The organism is Novosphingobium sp. SG919, assembly GCF_012932495.1.
GTDB lineage: Bacteria > Pseudomonadota > Alphaproteobacteria > Sphingomonadales > Sphingomonadaceae > Novosphingobium > Novosphingobium rhizosphaerae.
This window is the reverse complement of sequence record NZ_JABCNG010000005.1, coordinates 176,939-194,517: the sequence shown is the minus strand read 5'-3', so window position 1 is coordinate 194,517 and position 17,579 is coordinate 176,939. Positions and strand designations below refer to the sequence as shown.

The 17,579-nt window shown below is 67.3% G+C and carries 13 protein-coding genes; 2 read left to right on the top strand and 11 right to left on the bottom strand.

Annotation, left to right across the window (positions count from 1 at the left end; all coding sequences use genetic code 11):
* Positions 1-3: 3 nt before the first annotated feature.
* The 5 genes from FHT19_RS18810 to FHT19_RS18790 form a co-directional block, all read right to left on the bottom strand.
* Positions 4-1,089, bottom strand: a complete 1,086-nt coding sequence (locus FHT19_RS18810) for a catalase family protein (RefSeq protein WP_169476329.1) — start codon at positions 1,087-1,089, stop codon at positions 4-6.
* Positions 1,090-1,102: 13 nt separating this feature from the next.
* A complete protein-coding gene (locus tag FHT19_RS18805; protein ID WP_169476328.1) occupies positions 1,103-3,340 on the bottom strand; it encodes a xanthine dehydrogenase family protein molybdopterin-binding subunit in 2,238 nt (745 codons plus the stop codon).
* Between the two features lie 4 nt (positions 3,341-3,344).
* Entirely contained in the window at positions 3,345-4,316 is a 972-nt protein-coding gene (locus FHT19_RS18800) for a xanthine dehydrogenase family protein subunit M (protein ID WP_169476327.1), read from the bottom strand.
* Positions 4,313-4,861, bottom strand: coding sequence for a 2Fe-2S iron-sulfur cluster-binding protein (locus FHT19_RS18795; RefSeq protein WP_169476326.1), 549 nt, complete (start codon positions 4,859-4,861; stop codon positions 4,313-4,315). Before FHT19_RS18795 ends, FHT19_RS18800 begins: the two co-directional genes overlap by 4 nt.
* Positions 4,862-4,963: 102 nt before the next feature.
* Positions 4,964-5,827 (bottom strand): DMT family transporter, encoded by an 864-nt coding sequence (locus FHT19_RS18790; RefSeq protein WP_169476325.1) that lies wholly within the window; start codon positions 5,825-5,827, stop codon positions 4,964-4,966.
* Between the two features lie 106 nt (positions 5,828-5,933).
* On the opposite strand from FHT19_RS18790, the gene FHT19_RS18785 reads away from it, so the two are divergent.
* Entirely contained in the window at positions 5,934-7,325 is a 1,392-nt protein-coding gene (locus FHT19_RS18785; RefSeq protein ID WP_248290556.1) for a PLP-dependent aminotransferase family protein, read from the top strand.
* Positions 7,326-7,581: 256 nt separating this feature from the next.
* On the opposite strand, the gene pncB is transcribed toward FHT19_RS18785, so the two are convergent.
* The 5 genes from pncB to tkt form a co-directional block, all read right to left on the bottom strand.
* A complete protein-coding gene (gene pncB, locus FHT19_RS18780) occupies positions 7,582-8,886 on the bottom strand; it encodes a nicotinate phosphoribosyltransferase (protein WP_168557693.1) in 1,305 nt (434 codons plus the stop codon).
* Between the two features lie 75 nt (positions 8,887-8,961).
* On the bottom strand, positions 8,962-10,515 hold the full coding sequence (locus FHT19_RS18775; RefSeq protein ID WP_169476324.1) for an aldehyde dehydrogenase (NADP(+)): 1,554 nt from the start codon (positions 10,513-10,515) through the stop codon (positions 8,962-8,964).
* Positions 10,516-10,637: 122 nt separating this feature from the next.
* Complete coding sequence (locus tag FHT19_RS18770; protein WP_169476323.1) at positions 10,638-11,738, bottom strand: PLP-dependent cysteine synthase family protein; 1,101 nt, start codon at positions 11,736-11,738, stop codon at positions 10,638-10,640.
* Between the two features lie 159 nt (positions 11,739-11,897).
* Positions 11,898-12,917 carry a phosphogluconate dehydrogenase (NAD(+)-dependent, decarboxylating) gene (gnd, locus tag FHT19_RS18765; RefSeq protein ID WP_348981806.1) on the bottom strand — a complete coding sequence of 340 codons (1,020 nt, stop codon included), beginning with the start codon at positions 12,915-12,917 and terminating at the stop codon, positions 11,898-11,900.
* 8 nt (positions 12,918-12,925) lie between these two features.
* Positions 12,926-14,998: a transketolase gene (gene tkt / locus FHT19_RS18760; RefSeq protein WP_169476321.1), complete on the bottom strand. Its 2,073-nt coding sequence runs from the start codon at positions 14,996-14,998 to the stop codon at positions 12,926-12,928.
* Positions 14,999-15,197: 199 nt separating this feature from the next.
* On the opposite strand from tkt, the gene FHT19_RS18755 reads away from it, so the two are divergent.
* Positions 15,198-16,556 carry a glycoside hydrolase family 130 protein gene (locus FHT19_RS18755; protein WP_169476320.1) on the top strand — a complete coding sequence of 453 codons (1,359 nt, stop codon included), beginning with the start codon at positions 15,198-15,200 and terminating at the stop codon, positions 16,554-16,556.
* 36 nt (positions 16,557-16,592) lie between these two features.
* On the opposite strand, the gene FHT19_RS18750 is transcribed toward FHT19_RS18755, so the two are convergent.
* Entirely contained in the window at positions 16,593-17,519 is a 927-nt protein-coding gene (locus FHT19_RS18750; protein WP_169476319.1) for a LysR substrate-binding domain-containing protein, read from the bottom strand.
* Between the last annotated feature and the right edge of the window lie 60 nt (positions 17,520-17,579).

Below are 17,579 nucleotides of genomic sequence, written 5' to 3'. Positions count from 1 at the left end.
AACTCAGTTGGCCGCTTCTTCCGCATGCGCCACCGGGCAGCCTTGCTGCATGGCCACGCGGAAAGTGGACGACTGGCGATAGGCGCGGCGGCGGGCGCGGTTGATGCCGCCGAGCGGGCGGTGGGCGGCCAGGGCGTTCCAGGGCGAGAAGTGCAGCGTTTCATCGATGCGCTCCACTTTGTCGGCGCTCCAGCTATCCTGCGGCTCCATGCGCAGCGTGGCGACCTGCACGAACGGCGAAACCGCTTCGGGCCATTCCACGCTGGCATCCTCGACCGGTTGCTGCCCGAGATCGCGCAGCAACTGCACTTCGAATGCCCATTCGCCGGTGAGGCCCGCGGCATCCTGGCGGATGGTTTCGCGCAAGCCATCGGGCCGGCCTTTGGTGTCGATCACCTGGCCGGTCAGCGCCGTCAGCGCCGGTGACAGCGGGCGCAGGCGAAACTTGGCGACGTGATCACCAAAGCGGAACGGCGTGGTGGAAAAATAGGTTTCCCCCAGGGGATGCACCTGCGGCGCGCCACCCATGGCGGCCAGTGCGCCCGATTCCAGGCCGACCTTGCCCAAGGCGCTGTTGATGAAGCCGAGCACCGTGGACAGCGCAACCTTGGCACCGGGCGCGCGGTCGGTCGTTGCGGCGAGCAGCTTGAGCTTCCCGGCAAACTTGTCGGCGCTGGGCGCGGCAAACACCGGGCTGTTGACCATCAGGAAGTCCTGCGCGTCGCCTTCGGCCTCAGCCACGAATTCGCCCGGCACGCCTTCCACTTTCAGGGCAAGGCCGCGCGGCAGCACGACATTGTCATCCAGGATATCGCCCGGATTGGTGGAGACACGGAAGGAGGCGCGATAGCTGCCCGGCGTGGCGAACAGACCCTGGGCCAGTTCCGGCGGCAAATGCGCGTCGATGGTAAACGTGCCTTCGAACAGGCCATGGGCCTTGGCATGAACGGCGCGCACCGGCCGGCCATAATCCTTGGCGGTGGTGTGCAGGATGTGGTCGAACGACTTTTCCAGGGAAGCGTCGGTTTCCGCTTCGTTGTCCTGAACGTGTTCGATATCGGGCGAATAGCGGATGGGGGCTGTAAGCACGAAAGCCTTCCTTTCAGACGGCGGATGCAAAGGGATCGGGCAGGGCGGGGATGATCTTGTCGAGCGTGAGGGGGAAGCTGCGCACGCGCACGCCACAGGCGTTGTAGACCGCGTTGGCAATCGCCCCGGCCGCGCCGCAGATGCCCAGTTCGCCCACGCCCTTGGCCTGGAGCGGGCTGGCCGCCGCGTCCCGCTCTTCCAGCAGGATCACCTCGATCGCCGGCACGTCGGCATGCACCGGCACGTGGTATTCGGCGAGGTCGTGGTTGACCAGGTGGCCATCGCGCGTGTCGAAGGCGAGTTCCTCGGTCAAGGCGCTGCCGATACCCCAGACCATCCCGCCCAGGCATTGCGAGCGGGCGGTCTTGGCGTTGAGCACGCGGCCAAAGCCGAAAGCGCCGGTCATGCGGCGTACCCGCACTTCGCCGGTAAAGGCATGGACGGCCACTTCGGCAAAGAATGCGCCGTAGCTTGCCTGTGAAAATTCCTTGGCGGTCTTGCCCGGTTTGATCGAGCCGGTTTCGACCAAGTCGTGCCCATCGAGCAGATCGGGCAAGCCGCGGCTTTCGCCGCCCGGCCCACTGGCGCTGCCATCCTTGAGGGCAAGGTCGGTTTCGTCGCAGCCCAGGCGCTTGGCCAGCGTTTCGCGGATGGCCTCGCACGCGCGCATCACGGCGGAGCCAGTGGAGATCGCGCCGAAGCTGCCCCCCGAACCCGCGCCGGCGGGAAAGGCGGTATCACCGAGCGTCACGGTCACTTGCGCGATCGGTAGGCCCAGCATTTCGCCCGCAATCTGGCCCAGGATGGCATATGTGCCGGTGCCGATGTCGGTCTGGTCGGTTTCCACCAGCGCGCTGCCATCGGCCCGCAGGGTGACGCGTGCCTGGGCAGGCACCATCATGTTGACACGGGCGGCGCTGGCCATGCCCATGCCGATCCACCATTCACCCTCGCGGGTCTGGCACGGCCGGGTTTGCCGCGCGCTCCAGCCAAAGGCCTTCACGCCTTCTTCCAACGCCTGGGTCAACATCCGCGAGGAATAGGGCGTGCCCTCAACCGGCACGGTGGCGGGCAGGTTGCGCTTGCGCAAGTCGATGGGATCGATGCCGATCTTTTCGGCCAGTTCGTCCATCGCCGCTTCCAGCACTTGCATGCCGACCGCTTCGCCCGGCGCGCGGACAGAGCCGGCGGTAAGGCGGCTGATGCGTGCCACCTCCACCTTGAGCAGGCGGTTTTCGCCGCCATAAAGGAATTCCGTGGCCTGGGTGACGGGTTCGGCAAACTTTTCGCCCGGCAGGTTGGATACCAGCGCTTCGTGGCCCAAGCCGATCAACCGGCCGGCGGGATCAGCCGCCAGCCGCACGCGCTGGCGCGTTTCGGAACGGCGCATCACGGTCTGGAACACCTGCTGCCGGGTCATCACCACGCGCACCGGGCGGCCCAGTTCGCGCGCGGCGATCGCGGCCGAGACGGCTTCGTGCGTGATGCCCAGCTTCGATCCAAAGCCGCCGCCGACATAAGGCGCGATGATCCGCACCTTGTCCGCCGCAATGCCCAGGCAATCGGCGATTTCCTTAACGTTGTAGGCCAGCATCTGATAGCTGCCGTGCAGGACCAGATTGTCGCCCTGCCATTGCGCGATGGTCGCATGCGGCTCCATCGCGGCGCTGGCGTGGCCGGGCGTTTCGTATTCCACGTCGATGCTGAACGCGGCCGTTTCCATCGCCTGGTCGAGGTCTCCGCCCTCCACCGGCTTGCTGTCGGACGGTGCTTCCACCTTCACGCCGGAGCCATGCGGATCGAAGGGTGCGGGATCGCTGGCATCGGTATAGTCGATACGCAGCGCCAGCGCCGCGTCGCGCGCCTGTTCAAAGGTTTGCGCCACGACCAGGGCCACCGGCTGGCCGAAATATTCGACGCGTGCAGCGTCCTGTTGCGGTGCCTTGGCGGCCATGCCCTGGGCAGAGCGACGCGTCATCGCCGGATCGGCGATCACCGCCAGCACGCCTTCGCGCGCGAGAACGTCGTCGCGATGGATCGCGCTGACCTGGCCCTGCGCGATCGAGGCGAGGACGAGAACGCCGTCGACACAGCCGGCGATGCGCCATTCCGCAGCGTAAGTGGCCGTGCCGCTGACCTTGAGCGGCCCTTCGGGGCGATCGAGCGGCTTGCCGATCACGCCCTGGCGCATGTGGTCGAGCCGGTTGCGCTCGTCGGGTTGGTTGTACATGTCGGAAAGGGGCAGGTGCATCAGCTCAACCCTTCGTCGCTTGCGCCAGCGTCGCGGCAAGGGCGCGCGCGGCAAGGGGAATCTTGAAGTCGTTGGCGCCAAAGCCACGCGCATCGCGCAGCAAGATCTCCGCGGCCTGGGCAAACAGCGCGGGCGAGGGGACCTCGCCCACCAGCACGGCTTCCACCGCCGGATCGCGCCACGGCACGGTGCCAAGGCTGCCGAAGGCCAGCGCGCAGCGGGCGATACGCCCCTGTTCCATCGTCAGGTCCACGGCCACCGAAACCAGGGCAAAGGCATAGGACGCGCGATCGCGCACCTTGCGGTAGACCTGGCGGCCGCCGGTGGGCGCGGGCAGCTTGACCGCGGTGATCAACTCGCCCGGTTGCAGCACATTGTCGCGGCTGGGGTCTTCGCCCGGCTCGCGGTGGAACATGGCGAGCGGGATCTGGCGCAGGCCGAAGGGCCCTTGGGTGAGCACCACCGCGTCGAGCGCGAGCAGCGCCACGGCCATGTCACCAGGATACGTGGCAATGCAGGCCTCGCTGGTGCCCAGCACGGCGTGGATGCGGTTGAACCCTTCGCGCGCGGCGCAGCCGGTCCCAGGCTCCCGCTTGTTGCAGGCTTGCGTGGTGTCGGTGAAATAGCCGCAGCGGGTGCGCTGGCACAAATTGCCGCCGGTGGTGGCGCGGTTGCGCAGTTGCGGGCTAGCGCCGGCAAGGATCGCCTGCGAGAGCAGCGGCCAATCCTGGCGCACGCGCATGTCGGCCGCGCAATCGGCATTGGTGACGAGCGCGCCGATGCGCAGGCCATCACCGTCATAGCCGATGGTGTCCAGCCCGGTGCGGCGGATCGAGACCAGCCGTTCGGGCGTGGCGACCTGCAATTTCATCAGGTCCACCAGGTTTGTGCCACCGGCAATCGCCGTGGCGCCCTGGCCCATCGCGGCAAGTGCGGTGTCGGCGTTGGGAGCGTGGTCGAGCGTGAAGGCCTTCATGCCACGTCCTCCGCCGCGATGACGTCTTCCAGCGCGGCAATGATATTGGCATAGGCGCCGCAGCGGCACAGGTTACCGCTCATCCGCTCGCGCAGTTCATCGGGCGTGGGGGTGGGATGGGCAGCCACGTCGGCGCTGACCGCGCTGGGCCAGCCCTGGGCAAGTTCTTCCATCAGCGCCTTGGCCGAACAGATCTGGCCCGGCGTGCAATAGCCGCACTGGAACCCATCGTGCGTCACGAAGGCGCGCTGCAAAGGGGCCAGCACATCGGGCGTGCCGATCCCCTCGATCGTTTCGATCGTGTCGCCCCCGTGCAGGGCGGCGAGCGACAGGCAGGCGTTGATCCGCCGGCCATCGACCAGCACGGTGCAGGCACCGCACTGGCCATGGTCGCAGCCCTTCTTCGTGCCGGTCAGGCCAAGATCGTCGCGCAGCCAATCAAGCAGGGTGCGGCGGGGGTCGGTCGGCAGCGCATGCTGCGTGCCATTGACGTTTGCCGTGCTGTCAGGCGCGGTGAGTTGGGCGGTCGCCAGATTGGTGGCCATGGCCGGAAGCAAGCCTCGTCTTGGGGGGATTGTCCGGTTCGAACGCGCAACAGGCCGCAATGATCCTGGGATACCGTTATTGCCGCAATGGGTGGGGCGCGTTCAGGCGAAGCGGCGGGCGCCCAGCGCACTGGCTGCCACCACCGCCATCACCGGCAAGGCTGCCGGGCTCACGCTTTCGCCCAAGACCAGCGCCGCGAGGCCTAGGCCGAGGAACGGTTGTAGTAATTGCAGCTGGCCCACGCTGGCAATGCCGCCCAGATCGAGGCCGCGATACCAGAAGATGAAGCCCACCAGCATCGAGATCAACGAGACATAGGCAAGGCCCGCCCAGCTTTGCCAACCCACGCCCGCGAGGCCAGCGGCAGGGTGCAGCGCCAGCGTGCCGAGCAGCGCGGCGGGCAGGCTCAGCACCAGGGCCCAGCAGATCACCTGCCAACCGCCCAGCGCCCGCGTCAGCACGGCGCCTTCGGCATAGCCCAGCCCGCACACCACCACCGCCGCCAGCATCAGTCCATCGCCCAGGGCAGAGCCCGCCGCCCCGCGCGACAGGGCAAAACCCGCCACGGCCGCCGCACCCAGCGCGGCAAAGGCCCAGAATGCCGGGGAGGGGCGCTCTTGCGCGCGCAGCACGCCAAACGTGGCGGTGCTGAGCGGCAGCAGGCCGGTGAAGACCAGCGAGCGCGCGGCCGAGATATGTTCGAGCGCGAGGGCGGAAAGCAGCGGAAAGCCGAGCACGCAGCCGCCCGCGACGACCACCAGCGCGCGCCATTGCCCGCCTTGTGGCAAGGGCTGGCGGCCGAGCACTAGCATGGCGCCGCCGATCAGCCCGGCAATGAGGGCGCGTGCGCTGGTCAGCAAGAGCGGGGCAATGCCGATAATCGCCAGGCGCGTGGCCGGCATCGATCCGGCAAACATCGCCACGGCGAGCATGCCGTTGGCCCAGCCGCGTTGTCTTGCATCCATCGTTTGCATCCCTGTGTTTTGCAGATGCGCGCCGGTTTCGCGAAAACGGGCTGGTGCGGCCAGATACAGGGCGGTACAGTGATGCTATTCTGTACCGGTCAAAGGGGTGATACAGTTGGCCACGACTACGCGCATCGACAGTGTGATTGCGGGCATACGCAGCCGCATTGCCGCACGCCTGCTGTGCGCGGGCGATCGCCTGCCTTCGGTGCGACAAAGCGCGGCCAGCTTTGGCGTGTCGCCCGCAACCGTGGTGGAAGCCTATGACCGGCTGGTGGCCGATGGCGTGATCCAGGCGGTGCCGCGCTCGGGCTTTTTCGTCAGCCACCTGGCCAGCGCGCCGCAAAGCCCATCGGCGCGCGCGCCGGTGCGCGACCATGCGATCGACCCGTTCTGGGTTTCGCGCGAGTCGCTGGACCAGGGCGGCGGCGCAGTGGCGATGCCGGGTTGCGGCTGGCTGCCGGCGGAGTGGATGCCCCAGGCGGCGCTGCAGCGCGCGCTGCGCGAGGCGATGCGCGACCCTGCCAACCTGGTGCATTACGGCACCACCGCCGGCGACCCGGCGTTGCGCCGCCAGATCGCCTTGCGCTTCGCCGCCGAAGGCATGGTCTGCGATCCCGATCGCATCCTGCTGACCGCCTCGGGATCGGCGGCGGTGGACCTGATCTGCCGCCTGCTGTTGCGCCCAGGCGATACCGTGCTGCTCGATGATCCGTGCTATTTCAATTACCAGGCGCTGGTGGCGGCCCATGCCGTGCGGGCGGTGAGCGTGCCGTTCGGCCCGGGCGGCCCCGATGCCGATGCCTTTGCCGCCGTGGTCGCCGCGGAACGGCCGCGCCTCTATCTCACCAATTCCAGCCTGCACAATCCCACCGGCGGCAGCCTGTCGCTGCCCACGGCGCACCGCCTGCCCGGCATTGCCGCCGCGCACGGCATGGTGATCGTGGAGGATGACATCTTTGCCGATTTCGCCCCCGGTCGCCCGACCATGGCCGCGCTCGACGGGCTATCGGGCGTGATCCGCGTGGGCAGCTTTTCCAAGACGATTTCGGCCTCGGTGCGCTGCGGCTATATCGCCGCGCGGGGCGAATGGATTGCCGCGCTGGCCGATCTGCAACTGGCAACCGGGTTTGGCGGGCCAAGCCCGCTGGTCACGGCCGCGATCGGCCTGGTGCTGGGCCAGGGCGCCTATCGTCGCCATGTCGAGCAGTTGCGCCGCCGCCTGTCGCGCGCGCGGCGACACACCGCGCAGGCCCTGGCCCGGCTGGGCATCGAGACGCGCCCTGACGAAGGCGCCGGCTTTACCCTGTGGTGCCGCCTGCCCGCCGGGATGGACAGCGCGGTTCTGGCGCAACGCTGCCTGGACCTGGGCGTGGTGCTGGCGCCCGGCAACGTGTTCAGCCCCAGCCAGAGCGCGGGCGCGTTCATGCGCTGGAACGTGGCGCAATCGAGCGATGCGGCCCTGGCCGCGCTGGCGCAGGCGATGGCTAGGTCGTGAACTCATAAATGGCGCCCCCGAGGCGCCAAAATGGCGAACATATCGGGCCAAAGTGACCGCCGCGAAGGCCGGTAGCCTTTGCAAGGGCACTTTGGGTTGAGATGGAAGCCATTTTGGCGTCCCTCCGGGATTTGACCCAAAGGCCCCCTCGCAGCGTCGAAAGCACTTGAAATATGTAAGATATTCCTGCGCGCTTTCTACTCGCGACGGGGCCTTTGGCCTCAAACCTCGGGGGCGCCATTTATGAGTTCACGACCTAGACCGTGACGGCCTGGGCCACCTGGCCCTCTGCCCCGAAGACGCGGAGATAGCGGGCAATCTCGTCCGGGGTGCCGGTGGCCTTGGCGGGGTTGTCAGACAGCTTGACCGCCGGGTGGCCATTGGCGCTGGTGACCTTGCAAACCAGCGAGATCGGTTCGAGCGCGGCGTCGCCATCGGGCGCGCAGCCGCGGAAATCGTTGGTGAGATTGGTGCCCCAGCCAAAGCTCATCCGCACCCGCCCGTGAAAATGGCGATAGGTCTGCTCGATCGTGTCCACGTCCATGCCATCGGAAAAGATCAGCAGGCGTTGGCGCGGATCGACGCCATGGGCCTGCCACCAGGCGATGATCTGCTCGCCGGCGGGAATGGGCGGGGCGCTGTCGGGCCGGAAGCCGGTCCACCCTGCCAGCCAATCGGGGGCATGGGCCAGGAACGCCGTGGTGCCAAACGCATCGGGCAGGGCGATGAGCAGGTTGCCGTTGTAGTGCTGGCGCCATTCTTCCAGCACGCGATAGGGCGCCTGGGCCAGTTCCGCATCATCCTTGGCCAGGGCAGCGGCCACCATGGGCAATTCGTGTGCGTTGGTGCCGATCGCCTCCAGATCGGCATCCATGGCCAGAAGCACGTTGGACGTGCCGATGAAGCGATCGCCCAGGCCCTCTTTCAGCGCTTCCACGCACCAGCGCTGCCACAGGAAGCCGTGGCGCCGCCGCGTGCCGAAATCCGAGAGGACCAGATCGGGCAGGGTGCGCAAGCGCTCCACCTTGTTCCACAGCTTGGCCTTGGCGCGGGCATAGGTGACATCGAGCGCGAACTTGCCCTTGTCGCGCAGGGCGGCGCGCGAACGCAGTTCGTTGATGATCGCCAGCGCCGGGATTTCCCACATCGTGGTGTGCGTCCAGGGCCCGGCGAAATGCAGTTCGTACTGTCCGTCGCGGCGGTGAAGCGCGTATTCCGGCAGTTGGAAATCGGCGAGCCAGGCGATGAAATCCGGCGCGAACATCTGCTGGCGGCCATAGAAGCTGTTGCCGGCCAGCCAGATCAGTTCCTTCTTGGTGAACCGCACGGTGCGCGCATGATCGAGCTGGGCGCGCAGTTCGCCTTCGTCGATCACATCGGCCAGGCGCACCCGCGTGGTTCGGTTGATCAGCGAAAACGTGGTGGCAACGTCCGGATGCACATGCCGGATCATCTGCAACATCAGCAGCTTGTAGAAATCCGTATCGAGCAGGCTGCGCACGATCGGATCGAGCCGGAAATTGTGGTCATAGGCGCGACGGGCGATGTCGGTGAACGTCATGGCCCGTCCTTACGCCATTGGTCGCGCTTGGGAAGATGCGCCCGCCGGCGATCGTGCCGGCGGGCGCGGGAAAGGTCAGGCGAAAGACTGGCGCGGCAGGCCTTGCGGATTGGCCGCCTGCAGCGCGGCGGGCAGCAGTGCATCGGGCAGCGCCTGGTAGCACACCGGGCGCAGGAAGCGGTGGATGGCCATGGCGCCGACCGAAGTGGAACGCCCGTCGCTGGTGGCCGGATAAGGGCCGCCGTGAACCATCGAGCGGCTTACTTCCACGCCCGTGGGCCAGCCATTGGCGAGGATGCGTCCCACCTTGCGCTCCAGCACCGGGATCAGCGGCGCGGCCAAAGCGTGGTCCGCTTCATCGAGGTGCAGCGTGGCGGTAAGTTGGCCTTCGAGGGCTTCGAGCAATTGGGCGATCTCGTCAGTGCTCTGCGCGCGCACCACCAGCGAGGAGGGGCCGAACACTTCCTCGGTCAACCGGGAATCGGCCAGCAGCCGCGCAGCATCCACGGTGAGCAGGCGCGCCGCGCCGGTTTGCGCATTGCCGGCGGCACCGGCGGCCACGACGTTCACGCCATCGCTGCTGGCCAGGGTTTCGATGCCCTGGGCATAGGCGGCGGCAATCGCGCGGGTCAGCATGACCTGGGGCGCAACACCGGCCAGCGCCTGCGCTGCGGCGGCGAGGAAGCGTTCGAGATCGGGGCTGTCGAGCGCGATGACCAGGCCCGGATTGGTGCAGAACTGCCCGGCAAACAGGCTGAGCGAGCCGACATAGGCCTTGCCCAGGTCTTCCGCGCGCGCGGCGAGCGCGGCGGGGAACAGCAGCACCGGGTTGATAGACGACATTTCGGCATAGACCGGGATCGGCTCAGCGCGCGCCGCGGCCACGCCCATCAGCGCCACGCCACCCCGGCGCGAGCCGGTAAAGCCCACCGCCTTGATCGCCGGATCAGCCACCAGCGCGGTGCCGATATCGTTGCCCGGCCCCTGGACCAGGCTGAACACCCCACCGGGCAGCCCGCTCTTGGCCACGGCCTCGGCAATGGCTTCGCCCGCCAGGCGCGAGGTGCCGGGGTGCGCGGGATGGGCCTTGACCACCACCGGACAGCCGGCGGCGAGGGCCGAGGCGGTGTCACCACCGGCCACGCTGAAAGCCAGCGGGAAGTTGGAGGCACCGAACACGGCCACGGGGCCAAGCGGGATCTGCCGCGCAGCGAGAGCCGGGCGGGGCAGGGGCTGGCGATCGGGCAAGGCGGCCTCGATCACCGCGCCGGCCCAGGCACCTTCGCGCACGACCGTGGCAAACAGGCGCAACTGGCCCGTGGTGCGGCCCAGTTCGCCCGCCAGGCGGCCCTGCGGCAGGCCGGTTTCAAGCATGGCGCGGGCGATGATCGCCTCGGCCCGTGCTTCGAGCGCGGTGGCGATCGCTTCGAGGAAAGAGGCGCGGGTTTCGGGCGCGGTTTCGCGATAGGTATCGAACGCGGTGGCGGCCAGGGCGCACGCCTGGGCGATATCGGCCAGCGGCGTGATCGAGAAATCGCCTTCCAGGGCATGGCCGGTGGCGGCCTCGATCCCGGTGAAGGTTTCGGTGCTGGTGCGGCTTTCGCCGCCGATCAGATAGGCACCGTCCATGGGCGCATGCTCCTTCGCAGTTTCAATGGCAATCGCGGCTGTGTGATGGGGCACGCCTTGGGCACCGCCCTTATCGCCTTTGCCGCACGGCAGATAGGAAATCTGTCGTGGTTGCGCTACCATCAATATCGCCCGGTGGCGAGAAACTCCGTCATGCGCGCTGCCTCGGCGGCGATGTCGAGGTTGCGACCGGCGAGCCATTCATCGTTGAAGCACGTCGAAGCATAGCGTTCGCCGGAATCGCACAGGATCGTGACGATCGAGCCCTGTTGCCCGGCCTGCGCCATCTGCGTGGCGAGGCGCGCGCAGGCAACCAGGTTGGTGCCGGTCGATCCGCCCACCCGGCGGCCGAGATGGCGCGAGAGCACGCGCGCGGCTGCGATCGAGGCGGCATCCTCCACCACTTCCATCCGGTCGATCACGGCGGGCACGAACGAGGGTTCGACGCGCGGGCGGCCGATCCCCTCGATCACGCTGCATGCGCCGTCCTTGCGCAGGATCGTGCGGTCATGCCAGTGGCGGTGGAACACCGATGCCGCCGGATCGGCCACGCAGATGCGCGTGGCATGGCGGTGATAGCGCACGAAGCGGCCCAGCGTGGCCGAGGTGCCGCCGGTGCCCGCGCCGCAGACGATCCAGGTGGGAACCGGCGCGGGCTCGCGCGCCATTTGGGCAAAGATGCTTTCGGCGATGTTGTTGTTGCCGCGCCAATCGGTGGCACGCTCGGCAAAGGTGAACTGGTCCATGTAGTGCCCGCCGCGCGCGGCCGCGAGGGCCTGGGCTGCGCCGTAGACGGCGCCGGGCTGGTCCACTTTATGGCATTGGCCGCCCAAGGCTTCGATCGCGGCGATCTTTTCAGCGGCCGTGGTGGCCGGGATCACCGCCACGAACGGCAGGCCAAGCATTCGTGCGAAATAGGCTTCGGATACGGCGGTAGAACCCGACGAGGCTTCTACCACCGTGGTGCCTTCACTTATCCAGCCGCTGCACAAGGCGTGGAGGAACAGCGAGCGCGCGAGGCGGTGCTTGAGGCTGCCGGTGGGATGGCTGCTTTCATCCTTGAGGTAGATGGCAACATCGGGCAGCGCGGGCAGATCGAGCGGAATCAGATGGGTGTCGGCCGATCGGGCATAGTCCGCCTCGATCCGGGCGATGGCCCAATCGGCCCAGCGTCGCGGTTGGGCGATGGTGTCCTGGTCCTGACCGATCTGGCGCGCGTGCATCCTGATAAATCCCTCCTGCTGGCAAATCCGTGTGCAGCATAGCAGCGCGCGGGACGCAGGAGGGTGCAAAGACCACGGCCATTTCCGCCGTCCGTGCAATTTAGATGCGTAAAATCCGGATCGGATTGCATCCTGGTTGCGCCTGATGGCGCAACCGGTTCATTTCACCTCGACGTGGCCGCCAAAGCCATAACGCATGGCGGAGAGCACCTTGTCGCCAAATGTGGTTTCGTTGCGGCTGCGATAGCGGGCGAACAGCGCGGCGGAGAGCACATAGGCCGGGGCGGCCTGTTCCATCGCCGCTTCCACCGTCCAGCGGCCTTCGCCCGAATCCGCAACATTGCCGGCAAAGCCATCGAGCGCATGGTCGCGCGCCAGGGCATCGGCCGTGAGATCGAGCAGCCACGAGGCAACGACGCTGCCGCGGCGCCAGGTCTCGGCAATGTCGGGCAGGTTGAGATCGAAGCGCTCGTCTTCGGGCAGCGTGTCCGACGCCCTGCTTTTCAGGATATCGAAGCCTTCGGCAAAGGCCGCCATCATGCCGTATTCGATGCCGTTGTGCACCATCTTGACGAAGTGGCCGGCCCCGGCCGGGCCCGCGTGAAGATAGCCCTTTTCGGGGCGCGGATCGGCTTGTTCGTCGCGGCCGGCCGTGCGCTCGATCGTGCCGACGCCCGGCGCCAGGGCTTCGAGAATCGGATCGATCGTGGCCACCGCTTCGGCAGCGCCGCCCACCATCATGCTGAAACCGCGGTCAAAACCCCAGACCCCGCCCGACGTGCCCACGTCGACATAGTGGATGCCCTTTTCGGCCAAGGCCTTGGCACGGCGAACGTCATCCTTGAAAAAGCTGTTGCCGCCATCGATCACGATGTCACCGCTCTGGGCGAGATCGGCAAGCTGGGCGACGGTCTGTTCGGTGATCTCGCCAGCGGGCAACATCACCCAGAACACGCGTTGCCCGTCGAACTGTCCGGCGGCGTTGGCCAGCGACGTCGCGCCTTTGGCGCCTTGCTCGACCAGGGCGGCGACGGCCTTTTCCGAAACGTCGAAGGCAATGATTTCATGGCCGGCGCGCATCAGGCGTCGGGCGATACCGGCGCCCATGCGGCCCAGGCCGATGATGGCAACACGCATGCAAGCAATCTCCTGTCGAAATCCTGTAGAGGGTGGCCACACGGCAGATTTCAGCGGCCCCGCGCGATCGCCTCGTGCGCCAGCTTGATCACGTTGTCACGGGTGTAGCCGAACTTTTCCTGAAGTTTGGCGAGCGGGGCAGACGCACCGAACGTGGCCATGGTCACGGTGGCGCCGTCGAGGCCGACATAGCGATCCCAGCCTAGCGCGCCGCCCTGTTCGACCGCCACGCGGGCCCTGACGGCATGGGGCAGCACGCTTTCGCGATAGGCGGCGTCCTGCGCTTCGAAGCGGTGCCAACTGGGCATCGACACCACCCGCGCACGCACGCCCTGGTTTTTCAGCTCTTCCCAGGCGGAGACGACGAGCGGCAGTTCCGATCCGGTGCCGATCAGGATGACCTCTGGCGCACCCTCGCAATCACCCAGCACATAGGCGCCGCGCACCACGCCTTCGGCACTGGCAAGGTTGCTGCGATCGAGCGTGGGGATGGCCTGGCGCGAAAGGATCAGCGCCGTCGGCGTATGCGTGCTTTCGAGCGCCAGCCGCCAGGCCACGCTCACTTCGTTGGCATCGCCAGGGCGGATCGTGTCGAGGCCGGGAATGGCCCGCAGCGTGGCCAGGTGCTCGATCGGCTGGTGGGTTGGCCCATCCTCGCCCACGCCAATGGAATCGTGGGTGAACACGAAGACCGTGGGCAATTCCATGATCGCGGCCAGGCGGATGGGCGCGCGCATGTAATCGGCAAAGACCAGGAACGTGGCGGTGTAGGGCCGCAGGTAAGACAGCGCGAGCCCATTGGCGATCGCCCCCATGGCATGCTCGCGCACGCCGAAATGCAGGTTTCGCCCGCCGCGATCGGCCACGGAAAACGAAGCGACGCCGGTGATCTCGGTCTTGGTGGAGGGGGAAAGGTCGGCCGCGCCGCCGATCAGCGCCGGAATATGCGGGGCCAGGGCGTTGAGCACTTTGCCGCCCGCCTCGCGCGAGGCGAGGCCCTTGGCATCGGGCGCAAAGCTGGGCAGGGCATCCTGCCAGCCTTCGGGCAGGCGCCCGGCACGCAGCAGGTCGAACTCTGCCGCGAGCGCGGGGTAGACCGCACGATAGCGTTCGAACAGGGCTTCCCACGCTTCGCGCAGCGGGCGGCCGCGCCCGGCAACGGCGGCGGAAAAGCTTTCCTTGACCCCATCGGGCACGAAGAACGACTTGTCCTGTGGCCAGCCATAGGCGGCCTTGGTGGCGCGCACGCCGTCATCGCCCAACGGCTCGCCATGGGCCTTGGCGCTGCCCGCGCGCGGGCTGCCCCAGCCGATGACCGATCGCACCACGATCAGCGTGGGGCGGTCGGTAGTGGCCTGGAACTGCGCCAGCGCGCCGTGCAAGGCGCCCAGATCGTTGGCATCGTCCACGTGCAGCACTTGCCAGCCATAGGCCTGGAACCGCGCGCCCACGTCTTCGGTAAAGGCAAGGTCGGTCGATCCCTCGATCGAGATCGTGTTGCTGTCATAGATCCAGCACAAGTTGGACAGGCGCAGATGCCCGGCGAGCGAGGCCGCTTCGCCCGAGATGCCCTCCATCATGTCGCCATCGCCGCACAGGGCATAGACGGCATGGTCGAACAGGGGGAAGCCTTCACGGTTGAAATGCGCGGCCAGGGCCTGCTCGGCCATGGCCATGCCCACGGCATTGGCCACGCCCTGGCCGAGCGGGCCGGTGGTGGTTTCCACCCCCGTGGTCATGCGATATTCCGGGTGGCCCGGCGTCTTGGAGCCCAACTGGCGGAAATTCTCGATATCTTCCAGGCTGACGGCGGGCTTGCCGGTCTTGGCGCCCTGCGCGTCGATTTCTTCCACGCCGGCCAGGTGCAACACGGCATAGAGCAGCATCGAGGCGTGGCCAACCGAGAGCACGAAGCGATCGCGGTTGGGCCAATCGGGGCATGCCGGATCGGTGCGCAAGACATCGTGCCACAGTGCATAGGCCACCGGCGCCAGGGCCATCGGGGTGCCGGGATGCCCGGAATTGGCCTTCTGCACGGCATCCATCGCCAGGGTGCGGATCGTGTCGATGGCCAGAACGTCGGGCGCCAGGCGTTCCGGGCTGTGGTCGATGGTATCGGGCATGGCAGGGTTTCCCGTCGTGGCAGGGAGGGAGATCGGGCAGGCGAATTACGGATCAGGCAACGAACCATCCCGCCCCTGGTTTCGCACGACGCGGTGGGCCGAGACGATTTTGCCTTTTTGTGCAGGAGCCTGATGCCCGGCGCGGCGTTTGTTCGGCAATGATGGGCACCCGGGGTGCCCCTGCCGGAAAGGATGCCCGATGCCCGATGCCGAGCTACCCATCGATGCCACGGCGCTGCGGGCCAGGGTGGCCGCCGCCGTATTGCCGCCGCCGATCGTGGAATTCTGGCAGCGCGCGCATGTCAGGCTGATGCCCGATGCCACGCGAACCGTGCTGCGCCCGTTCGAGCTGGCCTATCCGCAAGACTATTCCAGCGAGCCGGGCGACCGCGTGCGCGCGATCGTGGACCGGGTGATCGGCCTCGACGATGCGGCCGTGACCCAGGCCTTGGCCTATATGAAGGAATTGCTTGATGCGCGGCACCGCAACGTGCTGGGCACGCTGGAGCGGCGCGCGGCAGAGATCATCGCCATCGCGCCGCAAGCCGCACGGCTGGAAGTGGACCGTCGCCTGCTGATCGGTGGCATGTTCCTGCAGGAATATGCCTTCGAGGCGGCCGCCCTGTTCAACCCGTCGATCGTGCCGGCGCCCCGGCAGGAGGGCGCGCCCGATGGGGGCATGCGTTTCATCTGCGCGTTGCGCGGAATCGGTGAAGGGCACGTGTCGTCAATCACGTTCCGCACCGGAGACTGGGATGGCGTGGCGCAAGTGACCATCGATTCCCCCGCGCGGCTGGCTGCGTCCCCCCGGATCGACGCGCAGGATGAAGACGGCAATGCCCTGCGGCTGCATTTCGATGGCGTGCAGGATGTGTCCGAAGCCGTGCTCTTTCCGCTCACGGCGGCGCAGGCCCGCGGGCTGGAAGACCTGCGGCTCGTGCAGTTTGCCCAGGATGATGGCAGCATCTGCTACCACGGCACGTTCACCGCGTTCGATGGCGTGACCGGCCGCACGCAGATGCTCTCCACCCGCGATTTCCGCCGGTTCGACATGCGCACGCTGACCGGGCGGGTGGCGGTGAACAAGGGCATGGCGCTGTTCCCCCGGAAAGTGGGTGGCCGCTATGCCATGATCGGCCGGCAGGACAACGAGAACATCTGGCTGATGCGATCCGACAGCCTGTGGCACTGGGACGAGGCCGAGAAGATCGTGTGCCCGCAATATGTGTGGGAATTCGTACAGATGGGCAATTGCGGATCACCGATCGAGATCGACGAGGGCTGGCTGCTCATGACCCACGGCGTCGGGCCGGTGCGCAATTACACGATCGGCGCCGTGCTGCTCGATCGCGATGACCCCTCGCGCGTGCTGGCGCGGGCCAAGCTGCCGCTGTTGCGCCCTGGCCCGGAACAGCGCGATGGCTATGTGCCCAATGTCGTCTACAGTTGCGGCAGTCTGGCATTGGGGCGGCGCCTGCTGGTGCCCTATGGCATTGCCGACAATTTCGCGAGCTTCGTCACTTGCGACCTAGATCCCTTGCTGGCGCACATGGGCTGACCCTGCAAACAGGGCGTGGACGCTGCTGAGCGGGCGCTAGGCGCGGGCGGTCTGGCGCAGCCAGGCATTGACGCGCGCGGTGTCAGTCAGTTGTGGCCGGGTGAGTGGCTCGACCAGGTGATAGCCCCGCGGGCTGGACAAGGGGCGTTCGGTCAGCCGTACCAGGCTGCCCGTCCTGACCAGGTCGTCGATCAGCGGGGCCCAGCCCAGCGCCACGCCTTGTCCGAGCATCGCGGCCTGTAGCACGATCTGATAGTTGTTGAATGCCAAGTCCTGGCGCGCGGCAGGTGCAGGCACGCCCATGCCGGCAAACCAGTCTGGCCAGTCGAACCAGCGGGTGGGGCCGCCACCACGCAAGTGGAGCAGGCGCATCTGGGCGATATCGGACGGGGCCAGGGGCAGGGCCAGGGGCAGGGGGCGCTGCGCCAGATAGCTTGGCGCGCAGACCGGATGGACTTCTTCGGCAAACAGGCGGTGCGCGCGGCATCCGGGCCATTGGCCATTGCCGAACAGCACGGCCAGGTCGAAGTCGCTGCCCAGGGCATCGGTGGTGCCCTGCGAGGTGGTAAGGCGGATTTCCACCTCGGGCATCAGGTCGGTCAATTCCGCGATGCGCGGCATCAGCCACCAGGCGGCAAAGCCGAAATCGGTCAGGATCGTGACCGTCCGCGTAGCGCGGTGGCGCGATGCGCTGGCAACGCCGGTGGCCAGCGCTTGCAGCCCTTCTTCCACGCGGGGCAAAAGCCGCTCTCCCGCCGCGGTCAGTTCCACGCCGCGATGATGGCGTTCGAACAGGGATACGCCCAGTTCGGCCTCCAGGTGGCCGATATGCTGGCTGATTGCGGCCTGGGTCATGGCCAGTTCGCGCGCGGCGCCCGAAAAGGTCCCCCGCCGGGCTGCCGCTTCAAACACCAGAAGGCCGCGGAGCGGCAGCCGTGCATAGGTCCCAGGCGAAAGCTCCACTTATACCCCCTTAAGCAGACAGCGGCTTCCCCGCCGCTTTGCCTTCGTTCTAGCTTATGC

Bases quoted from the DNA above. Each gene is read 5' to 3' on its own strand.
- FHT19_RS18805 (WP_169476328.1), bottom strand. From the start codon at position 3,340: ATGCACCTGCCCCTTTCCGACATGTACAACCAACCCGACGAGCGCAAC.
- FHT19_RS18800 (WP_169476327.1), bottom strand. From the start codon at position 4,316: ATGAAGGCCTTCACGCTCGACCACGCTCCCAACGCCGACACCGCACTT.
- FHT19_RS18795 (WP_169476326.1), bottom strand. From the start codon at position 4,861: ATGGCCACCAATCTGGCGACCGCCCAACTCACCGCGCCTGACAGCACG.
- FHT19_RS18790 (WP_169476325.1), bottom strand. From the start codon at position 5,827: ATGGATGCAAGACAACGCGGCTGGGCCAACGGCATGCTCGCCGTGGCG.
- pncB (WP_168557693.1), bottom strand. From the start codon at position 8,886: ATGACGTTCACCGACATCGCCCGTCGCGCCTATGACCACAATTTCCGG.
- FHT19_RS18775 (WP_169476324.1), bottom strand. From the start codon at position 10,515: ATGGACGGTGCCTATCTGATCGGCGGCGAAAGCCGCACCAGCACCGAA.
- FHT19_RS18770 (WP_169476323.1), bottom strand. From the start codon at position 11,738: ATGCACGCGCGCCAGATCGGTCAGGACCAGGACACCATCGCCCAACCG.
- tkt (WP_169476321.1), bottom strand. From the start codon at position 14,998: ATGCCCGATACCATCGACCACAGCCCGGAACGCCTGGCGCCCGACGTT.
- FHT19_RS18755 (WP_169476320.1), top strand. From the start codon at position 15,198: ATGCCCGATGCCGAGCTACCCATCGATGCCACGGCGCTGCGGGCCAGG.